The organism is Microlunatus sp. Gsoil 973, assembly GCF_009707365.1.
Lineage (GTDB): Bacteria > Actinomycetota > Actinomycetes > Propionibacteriales > Propionibacteriaceae > Microlunatus.
Genome location: NZ_CP046122.1, coordinates 3,976,580 through 4,000,051, shown reverse-complemented (window position 1 = coordinate 4,000,051; position 23,472 = coordinate 3,976,580). Strand labels below are relative to the sequence as shown.

Annotated in this window: 24 protein-coding genes; 14 read left to right on the top strand and 10 right to left on the bottom strand. The window is 67.1% G+C overall.

The features are described 5' to 3' along the window. Positions 1-752 precede the first annotated feature (752 nt). Positions 753-1,319: a TetR family transcriptional regulator gene (locus GJV80_RS18815; protein WP_154689208.1), complete on the bottom strand. Its 567-nt coding sequence runs from the start codon at positions 1,317-1,319 to the stop codon at positions 753-755. Positions 1,320-1,408: 89 nt separating this feature from the next. Between GJV80_RS18815 and GJV80_RS18810 the strand changes: the two genes are divergently transcribed. Beyond that, the gene (locus GJV80_RS18810; protein ID WP_154689207.1) at positions 1,409-2,284 is read left to right on the top strand and encodes an SDR family NAD(P)-dependent oxidoreductase; all 876 of its coding nucleotides are present in this window, start codon (positions 1,409-1,411) and stop codon (positions 2,282-2,284) included. Positions 2,285-2,425: 141 nt separating this feature from the next. Here the strand turns inward: GJV80_RS18810 and rsmG are convergent, their stop codons facing one another. The 6 genes from rsmG to rpmH all read right to left on the bottom strand — a co-directional run bounded on the left by rsmG (position 2,426) and on the right by rpmH (position 5,966). After that, a complete protein-coding gene (rsmG, locus tag GJV80_RS18805) occupies positions 2,426-3,034 on the bottom strand; it encodes a 16S rRNA (guanine(527)-N(7))-methyltransferase RsmG (RefSeq protein WP_154689206.1) in 609 nt (202 codons plus the stop codon). After that, positions 3,031-3,606, bottom strand: a complete 576-nt coding sequence (locus tag GJV80_RS18800) for a R3H domain-containing nucleic acid-binding protein (RefSeq protein ID WP_154690374.1) — start codon at positions 3,604-3,606, stop codon at positions 3,031-3,033. The genes rsmG and GJV80_RS18800 overlap by 4 nt, the downstream gene beginning before the upstream one ends. 161 nt (positions 3,607-3,767) lie before the next feature. Continuing rightward, positions 3,768-5,003: a membrane protein insertase YidC gene (gene yidC / locus GJV80_RS18795; protein ID WP_154689205.1), complete on the bottom strand. Its 1,236-nt coding sequence runs from the start codon at positions 5,001-5,003 to the stop codon at positions 3,768-3,770. Beyond that, the gene (gene yidD, locus GJV80_RS18790; protein WP_154689204.1) at positions 5,003-5,326 is read right to left on the bottom strand and encodes a membrane protein insertion efficiency factor YidD; all 324 of its coding nucleotides are present in this window, start codon (positions 5,324-5,326) and stop codon (positions 5,003-5,005) included. Before yidD ends, yidC begins: the two co-directional genes overlap by 1 nt. 22 nt (positions 5,327-5,348) lie before the next feature. Then, complete coding sequence (rnpA, locus tag GJV80_RS18785; RefSeq protein ID WP_230207845.1) at positions 5,349-5,738, bottom strand: ribonuclease P protein component; 390 nt, start codon at positions 5,736-5,738, stop codon at positions 5,349-5,351. 90 nt (positions 5,739-5,828) lie between these two features. Next, positions 5,829-5,966 carry a 50S ribosomal protein L34 gene (rpmH, locus tag GJV80_RS18780; RefSeq protein ID WP_154689203.1) on the bottom strand — a complete coding sequence of 46 codons (138 nt, stop codon included), beginning with the start codon at positions 5,964-5,966 and terminating at the stop codon, positions 5,829-5,831. Between the two features lie 568 nt (positions 5,967-6,534). On the opposite strand from rpmH, the gene dnaA reads away from it, so the two are divergent. The 6 genes from dnaA (at position 6,535) to GJV80_RS18750 (ending at position 13,392) form a co-directional block, all read left to right on the top strand. Then, complete coding sequence (gene dnaA, locus GJV80_RS18775) at positions 6,535-8,409, top strand: chromosomal replication initiator protein DnaA (protein ID WP_370518778.1); 1,875 nt, start codon at positions 6,535-6,537, stop codon at positions 8,407-8,409. Positions 8,410-8,506: 97 nt separating this feature from the next. After that, positions 8,507-9,094: an rRNA adenine N-6-methyltransferase family protein gene (locus GJV80_RS18770; protein WP_154689201.1), complete on the top strand. Its 588-nt coding sequence runs from the start codon at positions 8,507-8,509 to the stop codon at positions 9,092-9,094. A gap of 571 nt (positions 9,095-9,665) precedes the next feature. Beyond that, entirely contained in the window at positions 9,666-10,307 is a 642-nt protein-coding gene (locus GJV80_RS18765; protein WP_154689200.1) for an ABC transporter permease, read from the top strand. Further along, complete coding sequence (locus GJV80_RS18760) at positions 10,300-11,541, top strand: ABC transporter ATP-binding protein (RefSeq protein WP_154689199.1); 1,242 nt, start codon at positions 10,300-10,302, stop codon at positions 11,539-11,541. The genes GJV80_RS18765 and GJV80_RS18760 overlap by 8 nt, the downstream gene beginning before the upstream one ends. Then, complete coding sequence (locus GJV80_RS18755) at positions 11,541-12,356, top strand: ABC transporter permease (RefSeq protein ID WP_154689198.1); 816 nt, start codon at positions 11,541-11,543, stop codon at positions 12,354-12,356. Before GJV80_RS18760 ends, GJV80_RS18755 begins: the two co-directional genes overlap by 1 nt. Before the next feature lies 1 nt (position 12,357). After that, complete coding sequence (locus GJV80_RS18750) at positions 12,358-13,392, top strand: glycine betaine ABC transporter substrate-binding protein (RefSeq protein ID WP_154689197.1); 1,035 nt, start codon at positions 12,358-12,360, stop codon at positions 13,390-13,392. Positions 13,393-13,419: 27 nt separating this feature from the next. On the opposite strand, the gene GJV80_RS18745 is transcribed toward GJV80_RS18750, so the two are convergent. Further along, a complete protein-coding gene (locus GJV80_RS18745; protein ID WP_154689196.1) occupies positions 13,420-14,427 on the bottom strand; it encodes an aldo/keto reductase in 1,008 nt (335 codons plus the stop codon). A gap of 130 nt (positions 14,428-14,557) precedes the next feature. Between GJV80_RS18745 and dnaN the strand changes: the two genes are divergently transcribed. The 4 genes from dnaN to GJV80_RS18725 all read left to right on the top strand — a co-directional run bounded on the left by dnaN (position 14,558) and on the right by GJV80_RS18725 (position 18,964). Beyond that, positions 14,558-15,718, top strand: coding sequence for a DNA polymerase III subunit beta (gene dnaN / locus GJV80_RS18740; RefSeq protein ID WP_154689195.1), 1,161 nt, complete (start codon positions 14,558-14,560; stop codon positions 15,716-15,718). A gap of 355 nt (positions 15,719-16,073) precedes the next feature. Continuing rightward, positions 16,074-17,138: a phosphogluconate dehydrogenase (NAD(+)-dependent, decarboxylating) gene (gene gnd / locus GJV80_RS18735; protein WP_154689194.1), complete on the top strand. Its 1,065-nt coding sequence runs from the start codon at positions 16,074-16,076 to the stop codon at positions 17,136-17,138. Between the two features lie 91 nt (positions 17,139-17,229). Beyond that, positions 17,230-18,399: a DNA replication/repair protein RecF gene (recF, locus tag GJV80_RS18730; RefSeq protein WP_154689193.1), complete on the top strand. Its 1,170-nt coding sequence runs from the start codon at positions 17,230-17,232 to the stop codon at positions 18,397-18,399. After that, positions 18,392-18,964 carry a DUF721 domain-containing protein gene (locus GJV80_RS18725; RefSeq protein WP_154689192.1) on the top strand — a complete coding sequence of 191 codons (573 nt, stop codon included), beginning with the start codon at positions 18,392-18,394 and terminating at the stop codon, positions 18,962-18,964. Before recF ends, GJV80_RS18725 begins: the two co-directional genes overlap by 8 nt. A gap of 33 nt (positions 18,965-18,997) precedes the next feature. Here GJV80_RS18725 and GJV80_RS18720 read toward each other — a convergent pair whose 3' ends face one another. Together GJV80_RS18720 and GJV80_RS18715 are read right to left on the bottom strand one after the other, a co-directional pair. Further along, positions 18,998-19,444: a lipopolysaccharide assembly LapA domain-containing protein gene (locus tag GJV80_RS18720; RefSeq protein WP_154689191.1), complete on the bottom strand. Its 447-nt coding sequence runs from the start codon at positions 19,442-19,444 to the stop codon at positions 18,998-19,000. Between the two features lie 108 nt (positions 19,445-19,552). Further along, a complete protein-coding gene (locus GJV80_RS18715) occupies positions 19,553-20,674 on the bottom strand; it encodes a glycoside hydrolase family 172 protein (RefSeq protein ID WP_230207844.1) in 1,122 nt (373 codons plus the stop codon). A gap of 134 nt (positions 20,675-20,808) precedes the next feature. On the opposite strand from GJV80_RS18715, the gene GJV80_RS18710 reads away from it, so the two are divergent. The 3 genes from GJV80_RS18710 (at position 20,809) to GJV80_RS18700 (ending at position 23,449) form a co-directional block, all read left to right on the top strand. Continuing rightward, a complete protein-coding gene (locus tag GJV80_RS18710) occupies positions 20,809-22,248 on the top strand; it encodes a hypothetical protein (RefSeq protein WP_154689190.1) in 1,440 nt (479 codons plus the stop codon). Between the two features lie 65 nt (positions 22,249-22,313). Further along, entirely contained in the window at positions 22,314-22,880 is a 567-nt protein-coding gene (locus GJV80_RS18705) for a hypothetical protein (protein WP_154689189.1), read from the top strand. Further along, positions 22,877-23,449: a hypothetical protein gene (locus GJV80_RS18700; protein ID WP_154689188.1), complete on the top strand. Its 573-nt coding sequence runs from the start codon at positions 22,877-22,879 to the stop codon at positions 23,447-23,449. The genes GJV80_RS18705 and GJV80_RS18700 overlap by 4 nt, the downstream gene beginning before the upstream one ends. Positions 23,450-23,472: the final 23 nt, after the last annotated feature.

The following is a 23,472-nucleotide window of genomic DNA, read 5'->3' as shown; positions in this document are numbered from 1 at the left end:
GCGTCCACCGGCGCAGGCGAAGCCGGGGAGACTGTTTCGTAGAGCGCCCTGCGCGGTCGGATCTCCGTGATCACCTGCTGGCCCGAGGTGTCGCCCGGAGGGTCGGCTTGCAACTCTGCCACGATCGTCGCAGTCGCGAGGTGCGATCCGGGGGTCGGCGTCGGCTGATGGTGTCCACCCGGGGGGGCCGGACGTCGCCTCAGAAGGCTGGATGGTCCCCTCGAGGTCGTCACCCGGGGCCTCATCAGCCGAACCCTCGGACGGCTCCGGCAGCGGCCGGACCGGACGTGCAATCCCGTCCGATTCCACCTCGGGCTGCGTATTGCCGGCCGACGCCGGTGGACTCGACTCCGGTGCGTCCGCGTTCGGCTCAGGTTCGTGGGCGGCGCCCCCTACCGCGCTGGTGTCGGTATCGGTGGCCACGTCGGCTTCATCAGTCCAGCCAGCGAAGGATTCCGGGCTGCCCCGGTGCTCGCCCGAGCCAGCCTGAGCCTCGGTCCCGCCATCCGTTTCACGTGAAACTTCCGACGGCGACTCCGGTGGTCGAAGCTCCTTGTTCGATGTGCGGGCGAATGGCCAGCCGAGCAAGCGACCGATTCGAGGTCGGCGGGGCCAGCCAAGGCCGGTCTCGCCGGACCTTTCGGTTCCGGAAGAATTCGACATCAATCCTCGCTTCGAGGCCGCCCCGTCGGCGGCGTCGGCCCAACGCTACAAGAGACCCCCGATGTCGTTGCGGAGGCAGGCCGCGGTATTCAGCGAACGAGACGAGTGACGCCGTCCACCACGAGTTGGCGCTTCTGCTCGACGTCGACCGGTCCCAGGACCACCAGGTATTCGGGCAGGCTCATGGCCCACATCAGGGACAGATGAAGGACGAGACCAAGGAGTTCTGGCGCGGAGAACGCATCGGTCACCAGACCCCGGTGCTGGGCGTCGCTGATCGCCGCCACCTTGTCGCGATTGCTCTGCACGATGCCGGCCATCGGTTCGGCGGCCGCATCGCCGCGTTCAAGTAGATACCAGGTGACCAGGCGTTGGACCCACGGGCGCCGTTCGTAGGAGTCGAACAGTCGGCCGGCGTACTCGGGAAGGTTCGACGCATCCATCGGGACCTCGTTCACCGTTCCGGTCGCCATATCGGAAAACGCCGCGTCGAACAGCGCATCCTTGCTGCCGAAGTAGTGATAGATCTGCGCCTTGTTGGACTTCGCGGCGGCGGCAATCCGGTCAACCCGGGCGCCGGCGATCCCGCGTGCGGCGAACTCGAAGGTGGCGGCGTCAAGCAGCCTGCGTCTGGTCGCGTCCGCGTTCCTGTCCACCGCCCGAACATATCAACTAACCAGACAGTTGACTTCTTGGGCCGAAGCGAGTTCACTGTAACTAACCAACTAGTTAGTAAGGAACGCTCATGCCCCTGGTCCTCCTGGTGTCCGGCGCGTCCCGCGGCCTCGGCCGCGCGATCGTGCACACCGCCCTCCAAGCTGGCCACTCAGTCGTTGCCGGAGTACGCCGACCCGACGCCCTCGACGACCTGCAGCACCGCCATCCCGACCGCCTCGCCGTGACCCAGCTCGACGTCACCGACGGCGACGCCGCGCGCAGGGCGGTCGCGACGACCGTTGCGAGGTTCGGGCGGCTGGACGTCCTGGTCAACAACGCCGGCTACGCACACGTTGCGGCGATCGAGGACGCCGACTTCGCTGACTTCCAGGCACAGCTCGACGCCAATCTCCTTGGAGTCGTACGCCTCACCCAAGCGGCGCTCCCGACAATGCGCCGACAGCGCAGCGGGCATATCATCCAGATCTCGTCGGTCGGAGGACGGATGGCCACCCCAGGCCTGGGCGCCTACCAGACCGCCAAGTGGGCGGTCGGCGGCTTCTCATCGGTGCTGGCCCGGGAGGTCGGACCGTTGGGGATCAAGGTCACCGTGCTCGAGCCGGGCGGGATGCGTACTGATTGGGCCGGTTCGTCGATGCGGGTCGATCCCGTGCGTCCGGAGTATCAGGAAACCGTCGGCGCCTCGGCAGCGATGCACAACGATCCACGGTTCGGCGCCAACGACCCGGACAAGGTCGCCCGCGTCGTGGTGGAGCTGACCGAGCTGAACGAACCGCCGTTGCGATTGCTGATCGGTGCTGAGGCCTACAGATATGCGACGGCCGCCGGACGAGCCCAGCTGGTCGAGGACGAGCGCTGGCGGGAACTGTCGGAATCAACCGTGGCCGATGACGTCACCGCGTCACAGCTCGATCCGTTGGGCACCTCGCAGAATGCCGAATAGTCAACCAGGCAACGGATCTCCGGTGCCGGCGCGGATCACGATCAGAACACGCCATCCTGCGGGTACACCCGGATCATCATGATCAACAAGTCTGCAGACCTGCGCGGATGATCATGATCATCGCGCGGGGAGTCCGCTCGATCAGCGCACGGGCCGGACCCGGACCACCTGGGTCGACTCCGCCCGCGGGTGAGCTCGGACGCTGATCACATCGGCGTGCAACCGCCGATTGTCAAGAACTTGACGTGCCTGGTCGATCTCGCTCGCGGCTGAACTTCCCTTCAGTGCCAGCAGCTCGCCCGTCGACCCCATCAGTGGCAGGCACCAGGTGAGCAGGCGGGGGAGCGGCGCAACAGCCCGGGCGGTGACCACGTCGTACCGGCCGTCGTGATCTTCGGCGCGGGCACGCACCACCCGGACGCGGTCACCAAGATCAAGTTCGCCGATCACTTCGGTGAGGAAGTTGGCGCGCCGAAGCAACGGCTCCAACAGTGTCACGTCGAGGTCGGGGCGGCGGATCGCCAGCGGGACCCCGGGCAGGCCCGCTCCGCTGCCGACATCGATCACCGACACGCCGTCGGCGACCAGGTCGGACATCGCAACCGAGTTGAGGACATGTCGGTCCCAGAGGCGGTCGGCCTCCCGGGGGCCGATCAGGCCCCAGGAGATTCCTCGATCCGCCAATATGTCGACATACTGGCTTATCCGCTCAAAGTCTGGAAAGACCTCTCGGGCCAGGTCGATGCTCACGCGTTCGGCAGGATGACAACCCGGCGCTCGGGCTCCTCGCCCTCGGACTCACTGGTCAGCCCGGCGGCCGCGACGACGTCGTGGACGATCTTGCGTTCGAACGGGTTCATCGGCGCGAGGCGAACCGACTCGCCGGTCTCCTTGGCCTCCTGGACGGCGTCGGTCGCCAGCTCGGTCAGCGCCTTGCGCCGGCGTTCCCGGTAGCCGGCGATGTCCAGCATCAGCCGGCTGCGGTTGCCGGTCTCTGTGATGACGGCAAGACGGGCCAGCTCCTGCAGCGCCTCCAGCACCTCGCCGTCCTTGCCGACCAGCACATCGGACTCGGTCAGCACGGAGACATGCGCGCGATCGTTCTCGACGTAGGTGTCGATGTCGCCGTCGAGATCGGCGATGTCCAGCAGTTCCTCGAGGTAATCGGCCGCGACCTCGCCCTCGATCTCGAGCGGATTGTCGGATTCGGAATCATCCTCGGAATCGTCCTCATCCGAATCGTCGACATCCTCAGCATCGGCCGCGTCGCTGTCCTCGGCTGCGTCGGCATCGACCGCGTCGGTCGATCCGTCGGCAGCCACCGACTCCGACTCCTCGCCCGTCAGGTCGGCGGCTGCGGCGTCGGTCGGCTCCTGGTAACTGCCGGCCTCCTGGGTCCCGGCCTCTTGGGTCCCGGCCTCCTGGGTCCCGGGCTCGCGGGATTCGGTGAGGGTCTGGGTGCGATCGTCGGTAACGTCCTCGATCACGATGTCTTGCTGGCCGTCAACCACGGCTTCCTCCTGTCACGGGGCAGGCACAACCTGCCGACGGGCGCCCACTCAGCAGTTGGAGTTCCGGGCGGATGAGATCTTGGGTCAGTTCTTGCGTTGCGATCTGGGTTGCCGTCGCGGCTGCTGACGGACCGGGCGCTGCGGTGCAGCCGGCCCCGACCTGCCGTTCGTACTGCCCTTCGTACTGCCGTTGGACGGCGCGGTCTCGGTGGCGACCGAACCCCCTGCCGCTCGACCACGGCACCGTTGGTGGCCGCAGCCCGCGGCTGGCCATTCGCCCGGGCATCTTTCTGCGCCGCCACCTCGCGTGGGTCGCGGCCCTTGCGGCGCTGCCGGTCCTCCCAGGCGGCGTACGCATCGGTGCCGGGCAGCGGGTTGTTGCGGATCACGTAGTACTGCTGGCCCATCGTCCACACCTGCGAGGTCACCCAGTAGAACAGCACACCGATCGGGATGTTCACGCCCATGAAGACGAAGATCAGCGGGAAGAGATAGAGCATCATCTTCTGCTGCTGCGCCAGCGGACCCTCCATCGCCTCCTTGGGCATGTTCTTCCGGGTCAGCTGGAGCTGGGTGTAGAACATGGTCGCCGTCATCAGCACGATCATCACGGCGGCGACGATCTGCACGTTCCCGAAGTGCTCGACCGGCCAGAACTTGTCCGCCAGTCGGGCCCCGAACACCTCGGAGCGGTTCAGCGAGGTGAGCAGTGCCGGGTCACGTTCCAGCCAGTAGCCGTGCGCCGTGGGCAGGCCGGTCTTCGGATTGATCTGGGAGGCGCCGATCAGCACGCGGTAGAGCGCGATGAAGATCGGGGACTGCAGCAGCAGCGGCAGGCAGGACGCCATCGGATTGGCGTTCTCCTCCCGGTAGAGCTTCATCGTCTCCTGGCCGAGTCGCTCCCGGTCGTGGCCGTACTTCTTCTGCAACTCGCGGATCTTCGGCTGCAGGATCTGCATCTTGCGCGAAGAGTGGATCTGCCGCACGAAGAGCGGGATCAGGATGATCCGGATCACCACCGTCAGGCAGATGATCGAGACCGCCCAGTTCCAGCCGGAGCCGGCGCCCAGAATGGGCGACCAGATGTGGTGGAAGAACACCAGGATCCCCGACACTGCCCAGTAGAGCGGGGTGAAGATGGTGTTGAAGAAGCTCCCGAGGGCCGACCAGAGACTCAGCGGGGCCAACAGCGGGACCAGGATCTCCATCAATTCACCATCTCTTTCTCGGTCACCGGCGTCGACTCGGCCGCGGTGTGGTCGTGGTCATGCCGGTGGTCATGCCGGTGGTCATGCCCGTGGCCGCGCTCCTGGTGCTCGGTCCCCGGCACCGGGTCGTAACCGCCGCGTGCCCAGGGATGACAGCGGGCCAGTCGCTTGGCGGCGAGCCAGGTGCCGCGCGCCGCGCCGTGGGTCTGGACAGCGGTCAGCGCGTAGGCAGAACAGCTGGGGTAGTAGCGGCAGACGTTGCCGTACAGCGGGCTGATCACCAGCCGGTACGCCTTCAGCAGGCCGATCAGGACGTACTTCATCGGGCTGCACCATGGGTTCGCATCAGCACGCAGCGTCCTCCCCGTTCGAGGGCCCGGCATTCCGGCGTCCGTGGCGTGAGCCTGCCGGCTGGTATCCAGGCTGCCACCCGCGGGCAATTCGGGACCAGGCGTGGTCCAGATCGTCGGCCAGCCGCTGCGGTTGGGTCCGCGCTGCGGGAAGCGCGCGGACCACCACGCGGGCGGCCGGCGGTGTGTCGGCCAGGCGGGCAGCGACCAGGTGCCGGAGCCGACGCTTCACGCGATTGCGTGCCACAGCCGTACCGACAGCCTTCGAGACGACGAAACCCATCAGCGGTCCGTGGTCGGCGTCGGGGTCGAGCCGGGCGTGCAGGGACCAGCGTGCGGGTGCCCACCCGGTCGCCGCGTCGTACGGTCCGGGCGAAGTCCTCACCGGACTTCATCCTCACCGACCGCGGCAGCACCGGGTATCACCCACTGGTTGGTCCGAAAGTATCTTCGCAGAGGAGATCAGCGGCCGACGTCAGCCGGCCAGGCGGGCGCGGCCCTTGCGCCGGCGGGCGGCGAGGACGGCACGACCGGCGCGGGTACGCATCCGGTGACGGAATCCATGGGTACGGCTACGGCGCCGGTTGCTCGGCTGGAAGGTGCGCTTGCTCACGGGTTACTCCGACATTGGTTCGCATCTGTGGACCGTCGCCCGAGTGCCAGGCGCGGAAAGGGTCCAAATCTGGTTCTCGTCAGGTTCGAGACGACAAACTTGTGACCGGTCTACGGTACGCATCGGCAGCGCCGGGGTCAAACTGACGACTGGTCCTCCGGTTGTCCACGCGACACGCCGATCCGATCGGCAGTTTATCGGCGTTTCCTTGCAAGGGCGAACCTCCCGTTGCTAGGTTCACCGTCTGCCGGTTGTCCTGCACGACCCCTGCAGAAACAGGCCCAACACAGCACGGACCTACCCGATCGACACATCCTGGTCGACCCACCTCGATCGAACGGGCGGGAGGTCTGTCCGCTGCCCGTGCACAGCCTGTGGACAGAGGTGTGGAAACGACCATGTGTGGAAACAACTACAGTGACCGGATGCGTCCGATCGGCGACGAACGGCGCACCATGGATGCTCCGGCATCCACCTGACCCAGGCCCTGCCGGTACCCGCGATGGGACGCACCACGTGGAGTCGGCAAGGCGCAACTGCTAGCCGGGAAGCCGTAGGCGGAGATCGAGTGACCGAGGAGTCCCACCCAACCGACGGGGCCGAGAATCTGGCCCACCAGGTGACCACCGCCTGGAACCGCGTCCGGGCCGAGTTGACTCCCGAGCAACGGATCTGGATCAATCACAGCAAGCCGCTGACCCTCCACGAGCACACCCTGATGGTCGCCGTGCCGTCTGAGTTCACCCGGGAGCGGCTGGAGACCCGCTATCGGGATGCCATCGAGGCCGTGCTGGCCGACTATTTCGGCACGCCGACCAAGCTCGCGGTGATCGTCGACAAGACCCTGGCCGACGAGCCCGAGGACAGCCAATTGTCGGCGGGCGAGACCGATCGGCCCGTCAGCGGCCAGGCGCTGCACGACCGGATGCACGACCCCTCGTTCGATCACCGCCGCAACGGGTCAAGCCGGGCACCGGTGGATGATCGGCTGCGTCCCGACGATGACTACATCGCGCCCCGCCGGCGAGATTTCCGGAGCAGCGAGTACGGGCCGTCGACCAGCTACGACGACCCGGGTCCCGGATACCGCTCCGCGCCGATGACCGATCCCCGAACGGGTCCCCGGTCAGATCCACGGTCAGATCAACGGTCAGATCCACGGTCAGATCAACGCCCCGAGTCGCCCGGCGCCGCAGGCCTTGATCCGACGGGCGGCCCGGTGAACGGTCGGACCCCGGCGCCGATCCCCGGCCCGCTGGACGGCCCGCTGGACGGCCCGCTGGACGTCTCGGGCGGGCTGCCGCGGCCCGACCTGTCGGAGCTGACGCCGGCCGAAGGCACCTTCTCACCGGGCGCACCGGGCGGCGACCCGTATCGCGAGACGCTGGACCGCAGCCGGCGCGACGACTCCCGGCTGAATCCGAAGTACTCGTTCGAGACCTTCGTCATCGGCAGCTCCAACCGCTTCGCCCACGCCGCGGCCGTTGCGGTCGCCGAGTCCCCGGGCAAGGCGTACAACCCGCTGATGATCTACGGCGACTCCGGGCTGGGGAAGACCCACCTGCTGCATGCCCTCGGCCACTACGTGCGCAACTACTTCAGCCGGGCCCGGGTGCGCTACGTGTCCACCGAAGAGCTGACCAACGACTTCATCAACGCGATCACCGACAACAAGACCCACCAGTTCCGACGCAAGTACCGCGACGTCGAGGTGTTGTTGGTCGATGACATCCAGTTCCTTGAGGGCAAGGAGCAGACCCAGGAGGAGTTCTTCCACACCTTCAACACGCTGCACAACGCCCAGAAGCAGATCGTGATGACCTCCGACCGGCCGCCCAAACTGCTGGACTCGCTCGAGGCCCGGCTGCGCAGCCGTTTCGAGTGGGGCCTGATCACCGACATCCAGCCACCGGACCTGGAGACGCGGATCGCCATCCTGCGGAAGAAGGCCGCCCAGGAACGGCTGACCGCCGGCCCGGACGTGCTGGAGTTCATCGCCTCCAAGATCCAGACCAACATCCGGGAGCTCGAGGGTGCGCTGATCCGGGTCACCGCCTTCGCCAGCCTCAACCGGCAGCCGGTCGACATGGGGCTGGCCGAGGTGGTGCTGAAGGATCTCATCCCGGAGGGCGGCGAGGCGCAGATCACCTCGGGAATGATCATGGGCCAGGTCGCGTCGTACTTCGGGCTGACGATCGAGGATCTGTGTGGCTCCAGCCGTACCCACGTCCTGGTGACCGCGCGGCAGATCGCCATGTACCTGTGTCGCGAACTCACCGACCTGTCCCTGCCGAAGATCGGTCAACAGTTCGGCGGTCGCGACCACACCACCGTGATGCACGCCGACCGCAAGATCCGCACCCTGCTGGGGGAGCGGCGCAGCGTCTACAACCAGGTCACGGAGCTGACCAACAGGATCAGGCAGACAGCGGCTCGCGGCTGATCCTCGGGTTCGGGTCGGGCCGCCGAAAACCTGTCGCGGACCGACATCTGCTGTTCTAGCGTTGCGCCCATGGTGACGGTGATGATCATGGTGCGTCGTGGCCGGGGCAGGGCGGCAGCGACCGCCGGCATCCCAACCACAGCAGCAGTTCTGGGGATGGCACCGGCTGCACCCTGATCGGGCGACCGAACTGGTTCGCAGCGCCCGGATCCGTCCAGGACAACTCGTCGTCGATCTTGGAGCCGGCGAGGGAGTGATCACCGAAGCACTGGCCTCCGCGGGCGCCAGGGTGCTTGCCGTCGAGCTGCATCCGCACCGGGTCGACCAGTTGCGGCGGCGGTTCGCCGGCGTCGATGCGGTCTGTGTACTCGAGCTCGACCTCCGGCGGTTCCGGCTGCCCCGACGTCCGTTCCGTGTGGTGGCGAATCCGCCGTGGTCGCTGGCGAAGCCGATCATCAGAATGCTCACCGCGCCGGGTAGCCGGCTCGTGCTTGCCGACCTCGTCCTGCAACGGCGCCTGGTCAGCGATGTCGCCGCGCGAGGCACCCCTGGATCGGGCAAGCACCGCTTCACCTGCACGTCGGTCGGAGCTGTGCCCCGTACGGCCTTCCACCCCGCACCGCCGCATCCGGCAGCCGTCCTGCGTATCACCCCGAGCCGGTCGTCCCGTATCGCGCGGCACTGACCCTGCGGCGGCAGTCATCGACCAAATGCGTCACCGGCCCGACGATCTGCGCCATGTCCTGAACCGGAACGCGCCGATTTCGGACAGCGGACAAGGGTTGCGGTTCTGGTCGAAGGTCGCTACGCACAGTTGGGGAGAAGACTGTGGATAACTGTGGACGACACGCGCCGGCATTGTTGATCCGATCTGGACCGCCGACCGGACCGTGCCAGCCGATCCAGAAATCCTCCCCGTGTAGTTTCGCCTCCTCCACAGCTCCGCCCGCAGCGGTGATTCCGCGCTGACAAGGAAGAATGGCAGTTATCCCCAGGATCCACAGCAGCTACGACTACTACGAGATCATCTATCTTCCAACAACTCGAAGTCACCCGTCGTGCACACCGTGGGCCAACCAACGACCCGACAGCAGCAAAGATCACGGAACGATAACGGCAATTCGCAATCCTGGCCGGACTGTGGTGTCGTCGTGGGTCGTTAAACACCGAACGACATCCGGGAAGGACGTCCGGTGGTCAGGAGAGGTCGGCAGACAGCCGGCCATGGCAACCCAAGAAGGCGGCGGCGTAGACGTATGTGGGAGTTCATCAGGAAGCAACCCGGCCAGCTCCTGTACAACTCCTACCAACACGCCAGCCTGGTGATCCAGGCCGTCGTCCTGGCGACGGTGATCGCCGTCGCGCTGGCCGTGGTGGTGATCCGGGTCCCGCGACTGGCGGGCGTAGCGAATGCGATCAGCGCCATCGGCCTGACCATCCCGTCGTTCGCCCTGCTCGGGCTGCTGATCCCGCTGATCGGAATCGGGTGGCAGCCGGCCCTGCTTGCGGTCTGCTTCTACGCCGTTCTTCCGATCCTGCGGAACGCGATCGTCGGCCTGCAAGGGGTCGAGCCGACGCTGGTCGAGTCGGCGTACGGCATGGGCATGAGTCCGGCACGGGTACTGGCCCGGATCGAGTTGCCGCTCGCCTGGCCGGTGATCCTGGCCGGCATCCGGGTCTCGATGCAGATGTCGTTCGGTATTGCAGCGATCTCCGCGTACGTCCTCGGCCCGGGACTCGGTACGTACATCTTCAGCGGACTCAGCAACATCGGAGGTGCCGGTTCGGTCGCCTCCGCGCTGACCGGAACCATCGGCGTGGTGATCATCGCGCTGGTCGTCGACGGCCTGCTGGTGCTGCTGACCCGCGCGACAACTTCGAAGGGAATCCGTGTCTGACACGCTCAGCCCGTCCGAGAGCAGCACACCCGCCAGTTCGGCCGACGGCGTCACCGGCGTCGACATCGAGCTGATCGGCGTCACCAAGAAGTATCCGGGGCAACGCCGGGCGGCCGTCGAACCGCTCGACCTGCACATCCCGTCCGGGGAGATCGTGATCTTGATCGGGCCGTCGGGCTGCGGCAAGACCACCACGCTGAAGATGATCAACCGGCTGATCGAACCGACCGCCGGCACGATCATGATCGGCGGCCAGGACGCGCGGAGCCGTAACGAGAACGAGCTGCGCCGGGAGATCGGCTACGTCATCCAGGGCGGAAGCCTGTTCCCCCACCTGACGGTCGGACAGAACATCGGCGTCGTTCCCGGGCTGTTGGGTTGGCACAAGTCCCGGACGGCCGAACGCGTCGACGAACTCCTCGAGCTGGTCGGCCTCGACCCGACCCGCTATCGCGACCGGTTCCCGCGCGAGCTCTCCGGCGGCCAGCAGCAGCGGGTCGGCGTGGCGCGCGGACTGGCCGCCGATCCGCCGGTGATCCTGATGGACGAGCCGTTCGGCGCCGTCGATCCGATCACCCGACAGCGGCTGCAGGACGAACTGCTGAGCATCCAGGACGAGCTGCGCAAGACGATCGTCTGCGTCACCCACGACATCGACGAGGCGGTCAAGCTCGGAGACCGGATCCTGTTGCTGTCCGAGGGCGGACACGTGGAGCAGTACGACACCCCGGAGAACATCCTGGCCGCGCCGGCCAACGACTTCGTCGCCGATTTCGTCGGCGCCGGATCCAGCCTCAAGCAGCTCACCCTGACCCGGGTCGCCGACATCGAACTGGGCAGTCACACCACGGCCGCCGTCGGCGAACCCACCGACGCCGTGCTCGCCCGTGCCCGGGCCGCGGGCGACGATTGCGTGATCGTTCTCGACGACCGCCGGCGGCCGCGAGGCTGGCCCTGGTTGCGGGAGCTTCGGGCCAGCCCGACGGTGGTCGATCCCGACGACGACCAGCTGTCGACGGTCGATCGTCGGGCGACGCTCAACGACGCCCTGGACAGCATGCTCACCGACAGCCACGCCGCGGTGATCGTCACCGGCCGACGGGACGAATACCAGGGGGTGATCGACTTCACCGCGGTCACCGAGCACATGACAGCGGCAGCCGAGCAGGCCGCTGCCGAGGCCAACCTCGACGACGTACCCGACCAGGACGTGCCCGAGCGGGCGGCGATCTGATGACCGTCACCGAACAGACCCGACCTGAGGCGCCGAGCAGCACCGCACCGACCACCGCACCGACCGACGCACGGTCGGCGGTCAAGCGGGCCGGGCCACCGCTCGGTCTCTTCGGCATTCCGATCTTCGTCGGCGCGGTGATCGTGATCTGGCTGGTCTGGCGCCTCAGCGCCTCACTGGATTCGACCGAGCTGGTCACCATGAACTGGTCCGCGCTCGGTACCGCGCTGTGGCAGCACATCAAACTGACGGTGGTCGGTACGGCACTGGTCATGATCATCGCCGTGCCGCTCGGAGTTCTGCTCACCCGTCCCGGCTTCCGACGCCTGTCCGGTCCCGTGCTCGCCTTCGCCAACGGCGGCCAGGCGGCACCGTCGATCGGTCTGCTGGTGCTGGCCGCGATGTGGCTGGGCTTCGGTTTCTGGACCGCAATCCTCGCCCTGGGCGTGTACGCGATCCTGCCCGTCCTGCGCAACACGATCGTCGGACTGGACGGCGTCGACCGGAACCTGGTCGAGGCCGGCCGTGGCATGGGCATGTCCGCGCTCACCGCGCTGCTGCGGATCGAGATCCCGCTCGCGGTACCGGTGATCCTCGCCGGCGTGCGGACCGCGCTGGTGCTGATGGTCGGCACCGCGAGCCTTGCGGTGTTCATCAACGCCGGCGGCCTTGGCATCTACATCACCACTGGGGTGAGCCTGTTCCGTCCCGGTGTCCTGGTGACCGGTGGCGTGATGATCTCCTCGCTGGCATTGCTGATCGACTGGGTCGGCCGGTTGCTGGAGTACCTCGTCCGACCGAAGGGGCTGCGCTGACGTGACCGATCCGACCACAGCCACGACGAAGAACAGTGCAGACCGTCGCCCACTCTCCAGCCGACTGAGTGGGATCGGCGCCGGCCTGCTCACGTTGGTGATCCTGGCGTCGGTGAGCGCCTGCGGCCTGGGCACCTCCGGCGGTTATATTCCCTCGGCACGCCTTGCCGGTCGCCTCGCCGACGTTCCGCGAATGGACGGGGCGCACATCAGCGTCGGTTCCAAGAACTTCACCGAGCAGCTGGTGCTGGCCAAGATGGTGGAGATCCTGCTCAAGTCGGCCGGCGCGACCGTCGAGGACCTGACCAACATTCCGGGCAGCGCCAGCGCCCGACAGGCCCAGCTGGCCGGCCAGGTCGACGTCGAATGGGAGTACACCGGAACGGCCTGGCTGACCTACATGGCCCAGCCCAAGCCGATCCGCGACCCGCACGATCAGTACGTGGCGGTTCGCGACAAGGATCTGAAGGAGAACCAGCTGGTCTGGACCGATCCGTCGCCGATGAACGACACGTACGGCCTCGCCGCAACGGAGGCCACGGCGAAGAAGCTCGGCGTGGAGAAGCTGAGCGACTTGAAGAAGCTGCCGGTCAAACAGCGCACCTTCTGCCTGGAGGACGAGTTCGCCAGCCGCAGCGACGGGTTCCAGCCGATGCTGAAGGCGTACGGGCTGAAGTACGGGGTCGACGTTCCGAAGAAGAACGTCAAGATCTTCGACGCCGGCGCGATCTACTCCGCCACCGCCAAGGGCGTCTGCAACTTCGGTGAGGTGTACACCACCGACGGCAGGATCGCCGCGCTGCACCTGTCCGTGCTGGCCGACGACAACCGGTTCTTCCCGGTCTACAACGGCTGCGCCGTGTGGCGTCAGGAGGTCGTGGAGAAGTATCCGCAGACGCGCAAGCTGGTCGACCCGCTCGCGGCCAAGCTGACCGACAAGACCATGACCGAACTGAACGGGAAGGTCGACGTCGGCGGCCAGACGCCGACGAAGGTCGCCGAGGACTGGCTGCGTTCGGAAGGGTTCATCCGCTGAGACGATCGGGTCCGGCGGCCGGTCCGATCATGGCCTGCGTCGGAATTGGGGCAGGCCGAGGAGGTCGTACGGATAGGGCGCCGGACGTTCGCTGATCTTGGTCAGCTGGGCGACCTGGTCCTCACTCAGCGACCAGTCGGCGGTCTGCAGATTGTCCCGGAGTTGATCAACGGTGCGGGCGCCGATGATCGGTGCGGTCACCCCGGGAGTCTGCAACAGCCACCGGAGGGCGACCTGCGCCGGTGACCTGCCGACCTCGTCTGCGATCGACTGCAGCGCGTCGACCACCGACCAAGTCGCCTCGGTCGCCTGCTGCTGCCAGGCCTCCGGTTGGGTTGCGTACCGACTGCCGGCCGGCGGGGTGGTCATCTCCCGGGTGTACCGGCCGGAAAGCCAACCTCCCTCCAACGGGCTCCAGCAGAGGACGCCGAGTCCTTCGTTGCGGCATATCGGCAACAACTCGTACTCGGCGTCGCGGCGGAGCAGGTTGTACAGCGGCTGCAACGCGACGAACGGCTCCCAGCCGTGGTGGCGGGCCAGGTCGATCGACTTCTGCAGTTGCCAGCCGGCGTAGTTACTGGCCCCGACGAAGCGCACCTTGCCGTTGCGGACCAGCACGTCGAGGGTGGACAGGGTCTCCTGCATCGGCGTCGCGTCGTCGAAGAGATGGATCTGGAAGAGGTCGATGTAATCGGTACCGAGTCGGCGCAGGCTGGCGTCGACGGCACGGATCAGGTGCTTGCGGCCGGCCCCGTTCACCGGAGCTCCCGCGGACATCTCTCCGTACGCCTTGGTGCCGATCACGAACCGGTCGCGGTCCTGCCGGGTCAGCCAGCGGCCGATGATCTCCTCCGACCCGCCGAACTGATAGGTGTCGGCGGTGTCGATGAAGGTCCCTCCGGCGGCGGCGAACTCATCGAGAATGGTGTGGGCAGTAGGCTCGTCGGTCTGGTTGCCGAAGGACATCGTGCCGAGAACGAGTTCGGAGATCTGCAGTCCGCTCCGGCCGAGAAAGCGTTGCGCGAGTGCTGGCATGGGACTGGAGGCTACGAGTCCGGGCGACGGAAGGCCCGAGCCAATGGGCCGCCGGTTTTACAGGCCAATGCGGGCGTCGGCCCGCGTCGGTATGATCAACTGGCCCGACTCGGTGGGCTAAGGAGGCAGAGTGAAGATCCGACTTGAGCGTGACGTGCTGGCCGAGGCCGTGCAATGGGCCGCCCGAAGCCTGCCGACCCGACCCAGCGTGCCGATCCTGGCCGGGCTGCTGGTCACCGCGTCCGAGTCCGGGGTCACCCTGTCCAGTTTCGACTACGAGACCTCGGCGCAGATCAACGTGTCTGGGCAGGTCAGTGACGAGGGCCAGGCACTCGTCTCGGGTCGATTGCTGGCCGACATCTCCCGGTCGTTGCCGAACAAGCCGGTGGACCTGATCTCCGACGACACCCGGATGGAGATCACCTGCGGCAGTGCTCGGTTCACCCTGCAGGCGCTGCCCGTCGCGGACTACCCGACCCTGCCCGACATGCCGGAGGCCACCGGTACGGTGCCCAGCGACGTGTTCGCCAAGGCCGTCAGCCAGGTGGTCGTTGCCGCCGGCCGGGACGAACTGCTGCCGGTCTTCACCGGCGTGCGGCTGGAGATCGAGGGAGACACGCTGTCGCTGCTGGCCACCGACCGCTATCGGATGGCGCTGAAGGAACTGACCTGGAATCCGGGAACGCCGCAGCTGTCGACCGCAGCGCTGGTGCCGGCTCGGGTGCTGGCCGACACCGCCCGCTCGATGTCGGCCGGGGACGAGATCACGCTCAGCCTGTCCTCCGGTGGCGCCGGTGACGGGATCATCGGCTTCGAGGGCCACGGCACCGGGGGCGTACGGCAGACCACCACCCGGTTGCTGGACGGGGAGTTCCCCAAGGTCCGGCACATCATGAACACCCAGTCGGCGCTGAATGTCCGGGTCAGCACCGCCGAACTGATCGCGGCCGCCAAGCGCGTCGCACTGGTCGCGGAGCGGAACACCTCGCTGCGCATGTTGATCGGCGACGGCACCATCACCCTGGAAGCCGCGACCGGCGACCAGGCCCAGGCGTCCGAGGCCATCGAGGCGACGGTCGAACCGGTCGGCGGTGGCGAGCCCGCCCTTGACGCGGCCGGCTTCAACCCGAACTACCTGCTCGATGCGCTCGGGGTGATGGATACGTCGTATGTGAATTTCGCCTTCACCGCGCCGGGCAAGCCGTGTCTGCTCACCGGGCTGAACGACATCGACGGCGACACGCTGCCGGACTACCGGCACGTGATCATGCTGATGCGCCTGCCCAGCTGATCCCCGGTCCGAGCATCCCCGTACCCCAACTCGGCGAACCGCCCTGCCCGATGTTGGTGTGCGTGCCCCCGCCGGGGTGGGTGGGGGCGCGGCTGTGGTCCTCCCCTCCGCAAGGTCAAAGTTCGACCGTGTGGCTCCGACACGCCGATCCCCGTAGCCGCTGGGTCGAAGTTTGACCTTCGGGGAAGGGGGACCCCGGCGAGGCGACCTCCGGGGAAGCGGGCGGAACGCGACCCGGTGGGGCAAGTCGGCGAGGGGTGGGTATCTGCCAGGACGGCCGGCACGTCGCGGATACGGCCGCGATCGGCGCGTTTGTAGAGTGTCGCGGGACACCGTCGACAGATTGGGGAGTCGGATGCAGCTGGGGATGATCGGTCTTGGCCGGATGGGTGCGAACATCGTCCGCAGGCTGATGCGAGACGGCCACGAATGCGTGGCCTTCGACAGCAACCCCGACTCGGTCAAGGCGCTCATGGACGAGGGCGCGACCGGCAGTGACAGCCTCGAGGACTTCGTCGGAAAGCTCAACAGCCCCAAGGTCGTCTGGGTGATGATCCCGGCCGGCATCACCGGCAAGGTGGTCGAGCAACTGGCCGAGCTGCTGGGCGAGGGCGACATCATCATCGACGGCGGCAACTCCAACTATCACGACGACGTCCGGCGGTCCAAGGCCCTTTCGGCAAAGGGCATCCACTACGTCGACGTCGGCACCAGCGGTGGCGTGTACGGCCTGGAACGTGGCTACTGCCTGATGGTCGGCGGATCGGACTACGCATTCGGGACGATTGAACCGCTGCTGGCCACCATCGCGCCAGGTCCGGGTGAGATCGACCGGACCCCGGGCAGGGACGGCGACCTGGCACCGGAGGAGAAGGGCTACCTGCACTGCGGCCCGTCCGGTGCCGGACACTTCGTCAAGATGGTCCACAACGGCATCGAGTACGGCATCATGGCCGCCTTCGCCGAGGGCCTGAACATCCTGGACAACGCCGACGCCGGCCTCCAGGAGACCGAGCATTCGGCCGAGGTCGCGCCGCTGGAGGAACCGGAGTTCTACCAGTTCACCATCGACACCGCGAAGGTCGCCGAGTTGTGGCGCCGCGGGTCGGTGATCTCCTCCTGGCTGCTTGACCTGACCGCCGCCGCCCTGCAGGAGAATCCCAACCTCTCCGGTCTGGCAGGCCGGGTGTCCGACTCCGGTGAAGGGCGCTGGACCGTCAAGGCCGCGGTCGACGTCGGCGTCCCCGCTCCAGTGTTGGCGGCGTCGCTGTTCGAGCGCTTCGCCTCTCGCGACAACGACCACTTCGCCAACCAGGTGCTCTCGGCGATGCGACAACAGTTCGGCGGGCATCGTGAGCTTCCGTCGGGCGACTCGCTCGAGGCCGGCGGCGCCAAGGCCGATTCCAACCAGAAGCAGTGAGTATTCCTGCCGCCTGGATCCGTCGTTGATCGCCTCACCGGTGACCAGCGCTGATCGGGACGGCAGCAGTTCACGGCAATAGACTCGGCCCGTGTTCGTCGACCACCTCCAACTCGTGGACTTCCGGTCCTACGACGGGGTCGACGTGCCGCTGGGCCCGGGTGTGACGACCTTCGTCGGTGCCAACGGCCAGGGCAAGACCAATCTCGTGGAAGCCGTGGAATACCTCTCCGCCTTGGGATCCCACCGGGTCGCCTCCGACGCTCCGCTGGTGCGGGCCGGCGCCGAACTGGCGATCCTGCGCGCGAGGGTGCAGGCCGGCCTCGATGATCAACGGACCGTGCAACTGGAGATCCAGATCACCCCGGGCAAAGCCAACAGGGCCAGGTTGAACCGCTCCCCGCTGCCCCGCGCCCGGGAGCTGATCGGACTGCTCCGGACGGTCGTCTTCTCACCCGAGGATCTGGCCGTCGTCAAGGGCGACCCCAGCGAACGCCGCCGGTTCATCGACACGCTGGTGATCTCCCGGTGGCCCCGGATGGCGGGGGTGAAATCTGATTACGACCGGGTGCTGCGGCAGCGCAACACGCTGCTCAAATCGCTGGCCGGTCGCAGCGCTGGTGGGCGTCGCTCCGACGTGATCGCGGAAGCCGCGACGACCTTGGACGTCTGGGACTCCCACCTCGCCCAGGCCGGCGCCGCGCTGCTTCGCGCCCGGTTGCGCACCCTCGCCGATCTGCAGCCACTGGCCGGCAAGGCGTACGCCGAGATCGCACCCACCAACAACGTCATCGGCGCCGAGTACCAGACCGCGATCAGCGGGCCCGAGAGCCAGGGTGCACTGCCGGAGCTGGAGGACCTGCAGCGCGCCCTGCAGGACCGGCTGACCGAACGCCGGGCCGACGAGATCCAGCGGGGTGTCTCCCTGGCCGGCCCACACCGGGACGACATCCTGCTCACCATCGGCGATCTTCCGGCGCGCGGTTACGCCAGCCACGGCGAGTCCTGGTCGCTGGCGCTGGCGTTGCGGCTGGGCAGCTTCGCCCTGCTGCGTTCCGACGGCATCGAACCGGTGCTGGTCCTCGACGACGTGTTCGCCGAACTGGACGCCACCCGCCGGGACCGGCTGGCCGGGCAGATCACCGATGCCGAGCAGGTGCTGATCACCGCCGCCGTCCCCGAGGACGTACCCGAGCAACTGGCCGGCCGCCGCTACCAGGTCGCGGCCGGCGCGGTCACCGAGGTCGGAACCGATGACTAGGTCGAGCGAGCACGCTTCCGATCAGCCGGATGACCCGCCCGCCGAGGCGCAGCACGACGTCGCCCAGGAGTCGGAGCAGCACGACCCCACCGGTCTCAATCTCGCCCGGACGATCGCCGGATCGGTGGCCGGCGGCAACTTCCGCCGGAGACGGTCCAAGCCGCAGCGGCCGATCGATCCGCAGTCGGCCGGAGCCCATCCCGATGATCGCGATCCGCAACTGCTCAGCTCCGCAATGAATCGGCTGGTCGAGTCCCAGGGCTGGTCCAAGCAGATCAGCGTACGGCTCCTGCTGGGCAAGTGGCCGGCCCTGGTCGGACCGGTGAACGCCGCGCACAGCACCCCGGTCGGCTACCAGGACGGCGTGGTCACCGTCCGTGCCGAGTCGACGGTCTGGGCCACCTCGTTGCGGGCGATGGCCCCGCAACTGGTCGCCAAACTGAACGAACTGCTCGGCGACGGCACCGTCACCCGGGTGGAGATCCTCGGACCCGACATCCCGAGTTGGAAGCGCGGCCGCCGGTCGGTCCGCGACGGCCGCGGCCCACGCGACACCTACGGGTAGTCGGCCGGGGGATGCGGCGACGGACCGCAGCGGTCAGGGCTTCTTGCCCGACCGCCGGTCCATCCGCGCCAACCAGTGCAGCTGGATGATCCGGGCCGCGCCGAAGATCACCACGAGCAGCGCACCACCTGCGGCGGCGAAGAGCAGCAGCACACCCAGCGGCAGGTGTCCCTCGGCGCCGAAGTAGCGGACGGTCGTCGTCTCGTTGTTCTGCAGGATGAAGATCAGCAGCAGCACCAGGACGACGATCCCGATCGCCAGCGCAACGAATGCAGCGCTGATCCGGGTCTGCCCACGGACTCCCGGGCGCTTCGGCTCCTCGGTACTCCGGGGTGGAGTCGACTTCTCCGGTGTCGCCGGTTCGACGCCCTGGCCCACCGTCCGGCCGTGGGTCGGCTCGAGCTCATCGCCCTGCGACGGCTCGGTCGCCGATTCGGTCTGTTCGGCGGCTGGCGCATCCTCAGGCTTGTCAGAAGTCATGTCTCCTCCGGTCCTCCCGAGCTGCTTCGTTCCAGTTCACCAGCCCCGGCACCATCACGCCATCCGACTCGCGGATCGCAGCCTCCCCGGACCGAGGAGCCCGGGTGATTACGGACTGGTCGCCGGTCCGGCCGCCTCGTGTCCGCCGAGTTCCATCGTGTCGAAGGTCGGAGCCGGTGGACGGTTGGCGGTCGGTCGGTCGAGGTAGAACAACGCGGTTGAGGAGATGTCGTCCCGCAACGGCAGATAGCGTCCGCCGCTGTGCCAACCCAGCGCCTGGATCTCGACGCTCAGCTTGCTGGCGAAGTGGATCGGGTCGAGCACGTGCCAGCGATACATGCCGAACCGCTGCTGGGAGTCGTACAGACCGTCGGGTCTGATCACCTGCGGCATCCCCAGGTACGGCGTGGAGAACTCGGTGTAACCGCGGCCGGGAACATCGAAGTTCCAGGCGCCGCCGAAGTAGTCCTCGGTGCCGGTGCCGCAGATGGTGGGGTACTTGTCGTCGTCAAGGTAGAACTTGATCTCTCCCTCGCCCCACCAACCGGGGGAGTTGACCCCCCACGCGAGGTACGTGCCGACATAGTGGCCGCTGCCCTCGATGTCGACCAGCAGCCGATGATTCTCCTTGTACGGAAGCGGATTACTGCGCCGCCACTGCGCATGCAGGTAGCCCTGACCGCTGTAGTCGCCGCCGATCTCGTAGGTGATCTGGTAGTAGAGGACCGCATCGGCCGACGAGGTGTTCTCGATGGTCACCCGTGCGCCCGAGGTGAACGGCATCGGCCAGTAGGAGTTGAAACCGCCGTTCGGATTCGCAGCGATCGGCTGGGAGTTGACCTGGGCGAACCGGCCCCAGGCGGAGGCGAAGAAGTCGCCGTACGGCACTTCGATGGCCGGCTCGTCCGAGCCGTTCCAGTAGGCGCGCACGATCAGCGTCCGCCAGTGCGCGTAGTGAGTGGTCATCCAGATGTGGTTGATCCGGCCCGGACCGTCGATGACGCCGAGGTCGATGGTCGACCCGCCGGGCACCATCACCGACGGTGACACCTTCCACTTCTGGCCCAGATCACGCGCTGCGCGCGCACCGGTGCCCTCGGTGGCGCGACCGCCACCACCCGGGGACCCGTCGAAGTTCTCGGCACTGATGGACCGGGTCTGCACCTGGCGGATAGTGGCCAGTCCGGGCAGACCGAACGGGGCGTACTGATCGGACACGACGGAGATCACCTCAAGATGGTCGGAACTGCAATCTGCGGGCGACCCTGACCGGCACTGCGGTGGGCCGGAAGGAGAATCTACCGGTGTCACGCCGCCGTCGGGGGACCTTCTGCCGACCGGTTCACCCCTTAGGATCGCAGGCGATGATCGCGCTGGCCATGCTGTGGACCGACATCAGGATCCTGTTGGCGGACACCACCAGGGTCTGGTGGCGGCTGCTGCCCAAGATCCTGACCATCTACATCCTGGGGTGGTTGGGTTTCGAGGTGTGCCTGAAACTGGCGGTGATCGCCGGTGATCTGACGTTCTGGCTCAGCCTGGTGATCTTCGCGATCGCCTTCGTCAGCAAGCTCACCGCGCTGGTGCTGATCCTCCGGATGGTCGGCAACGCCCTCGGCGTACGACGGCTGATCCCGCAGGAGGAGTACGAGGACGATGACCGCGACGCCGGCGTCACCCGGTTGCTCGCGCTGACCCTCTTGCCGTTCCTTGGCATCTACACCGCCTTCGGCATGATCCAGTCGGCCAGCGACCAGATGATCATCGAGTCGGTGTTCCGGAGCGGTGGAGCCTTCGGTGACCAGGGCATCCTCGGGCAGTTCCGGCTGAACGGTGACAACGTCCCGACCAGTCGCTACTTCCTGGTGGTCGCGATCATCATCGGCACCTACATCCTGCGTCGCGGTGTCGACCTGGTCCACGAACGGACGGAGTTCCGGCCGCTGGGAATCCTCGTCGCCTTCATCGAGGCGTTCTTCGTGCTGGTCACCATCACAGCCGGTTACGACCTGCTCTCGAAACTGCCGATCTGGCTGAAGAACCGGCAGTTCATGGTCTGGATCGACGACCTCACCCACGGCATCGGCAACGTACTCGCCGCGATCGGAATCAACCCGGAAGCCTTCTTCTCCGCAATCGGCACCTTCATCACTGATCAACTCTGGCCGGTGATCACCTCCGGACTGACCCAACCGATCTTCTGGCTGGCGATCGCCGCCCTGGTGTACGGCTCCAGCGTGATCTCGGTGGCCGAGTTGTGGCGCCGGGGCAAACCGTTGGCCAGCCGGGTCCGGCTGGCCCGCCGCGCCCTGGAACGCGCGGCACACCAGGAACTGGCCCAGACCGACGCCGGCCCGACGGCCACCGGCCGGGTGCTCGCCGAGATCAGGGAGGCGTTCTTCGGCGACCTCGACGACAAATACCTGCCGACGCTGCACTCCCTGCGGCTGATCCTGCGCGCCGGCTTCGCGTTCCTCGGCGCCTATGTCGTGGTGTACTCGGCCCAGACCGTCGCCGACACGCTGTGGAACTGGGCGCTCAACGAGACGATCGGCGGCCACCAGATGACCTTCTGGATGGTTTTCCTGCCTGCCCAGGACTTCCTCAGCTCGCTGCCGTTCGAGCCCTGGCGGTTGTGTCTGCTGGCGGTCGCCCTGCGCCGGTGCCTGATGATCTTCCGGCTGCGCGCGGAAACCGCCGGAACGATGCATCCGCAGCAGGGAGCGATGGACGCCGCGCGCGACGTGGCAGCAGCTGATCTTGCTTCCCGCGGACGACCGGTTCCGGAACAGGTCGGCGTGTGATGATCGACCAGGCCCTGCCCCCCGCGGCGCCGCCTCCCGCCCCGCCGCGGCAGCCGACGAATCGGGTGAATCGACTGGCATCGGTGATCATCGCCCTGGCCTGCATCGTCGTTGCAGGAATTGCGGTGCACGTCACCGACGGCATCTCCGGGGAGGTGGTGCGGACGGTCGACGTCAATCATCCGGCCGGACTGGACAACGCGATCGTCACGGTGACCGGGGTACGGGCCGGTCAGGCGATCAGCACCGACAGCGATGAGACCTTCACCAGCAAGGGAATGATCTTGGCTGTCACGGTCCGCGTCGAGGCACCGGGGCAGAAGTACACGCTGGGCGGACTGTCCGGAATCTCCTTGCACACCGCGGATCGCACGTATTCGGTGTTCGGCCCGAACACCTCGGTGACCGCAGAAGCCGGCTTCGTCAGCACCGGCGAGCTGCTCTTCGAGGTCGATCCGCGGCACATCGCGGGCGCCTATGTGGAGCTCTACCGGCAGGAGATCTTCTACGTCGTTCCGGCGAAGCTCCGGGTCCGCTTGGGCATCACCCGCACCAATGCCGATCGCTGGGCGGCGTCGGCCAGGAACCGGACGCTGCCCATCGGCCGTACCGAATCGGAGCCGCTGTCGTGACGGCACCAGGACGACCTCGCGGGGCCGACGCGCCACCGGCCGGTCGCCGGCTCGGCAACCAGGCCCGCTCGTGGATCATGGTCGGAATGGCGCTGGCGCTGGTGCTGATGTACCTGTCCATCTGGATGACGTACGCCGGGACCCACACCTACGAGCGGTACCGACAGCTGGCACCCGGCGAGACCACGACGGTCGACGGGGTTCGCTACAAGTTGATCAAGCTGACCAGGACCGAGGTGATCGTGGACGGCGACGAGACCAAGCCGTCCCAGGCCGGCGCCGTCTACGTGATCGCCGAACTGGAAATCCTGACCAGGAAGAAGGATCCGGTCTGTTCAGTCGAGTTGGTCGGCAGCAGCAAACGCACGTGGGAGGCTCAGACGAGCTTCTTCGATCGCGAACTTCCGCAATACTGCGGCGATTTCGATCATCCGGTCACGCCGGGCAAGCCGTGGCGCTTCGAGCAGGTCTTCCTGGTGCCCGCCAAGCTCGCCGATCAACTGTACGGAATCGCTGCGCCCGATCGTTCATCGCCGGCTCCCGTCCCGGTGCTCACCCCGGTCGGCTGATCAGCTGTCGCGCTGCGGCCCGG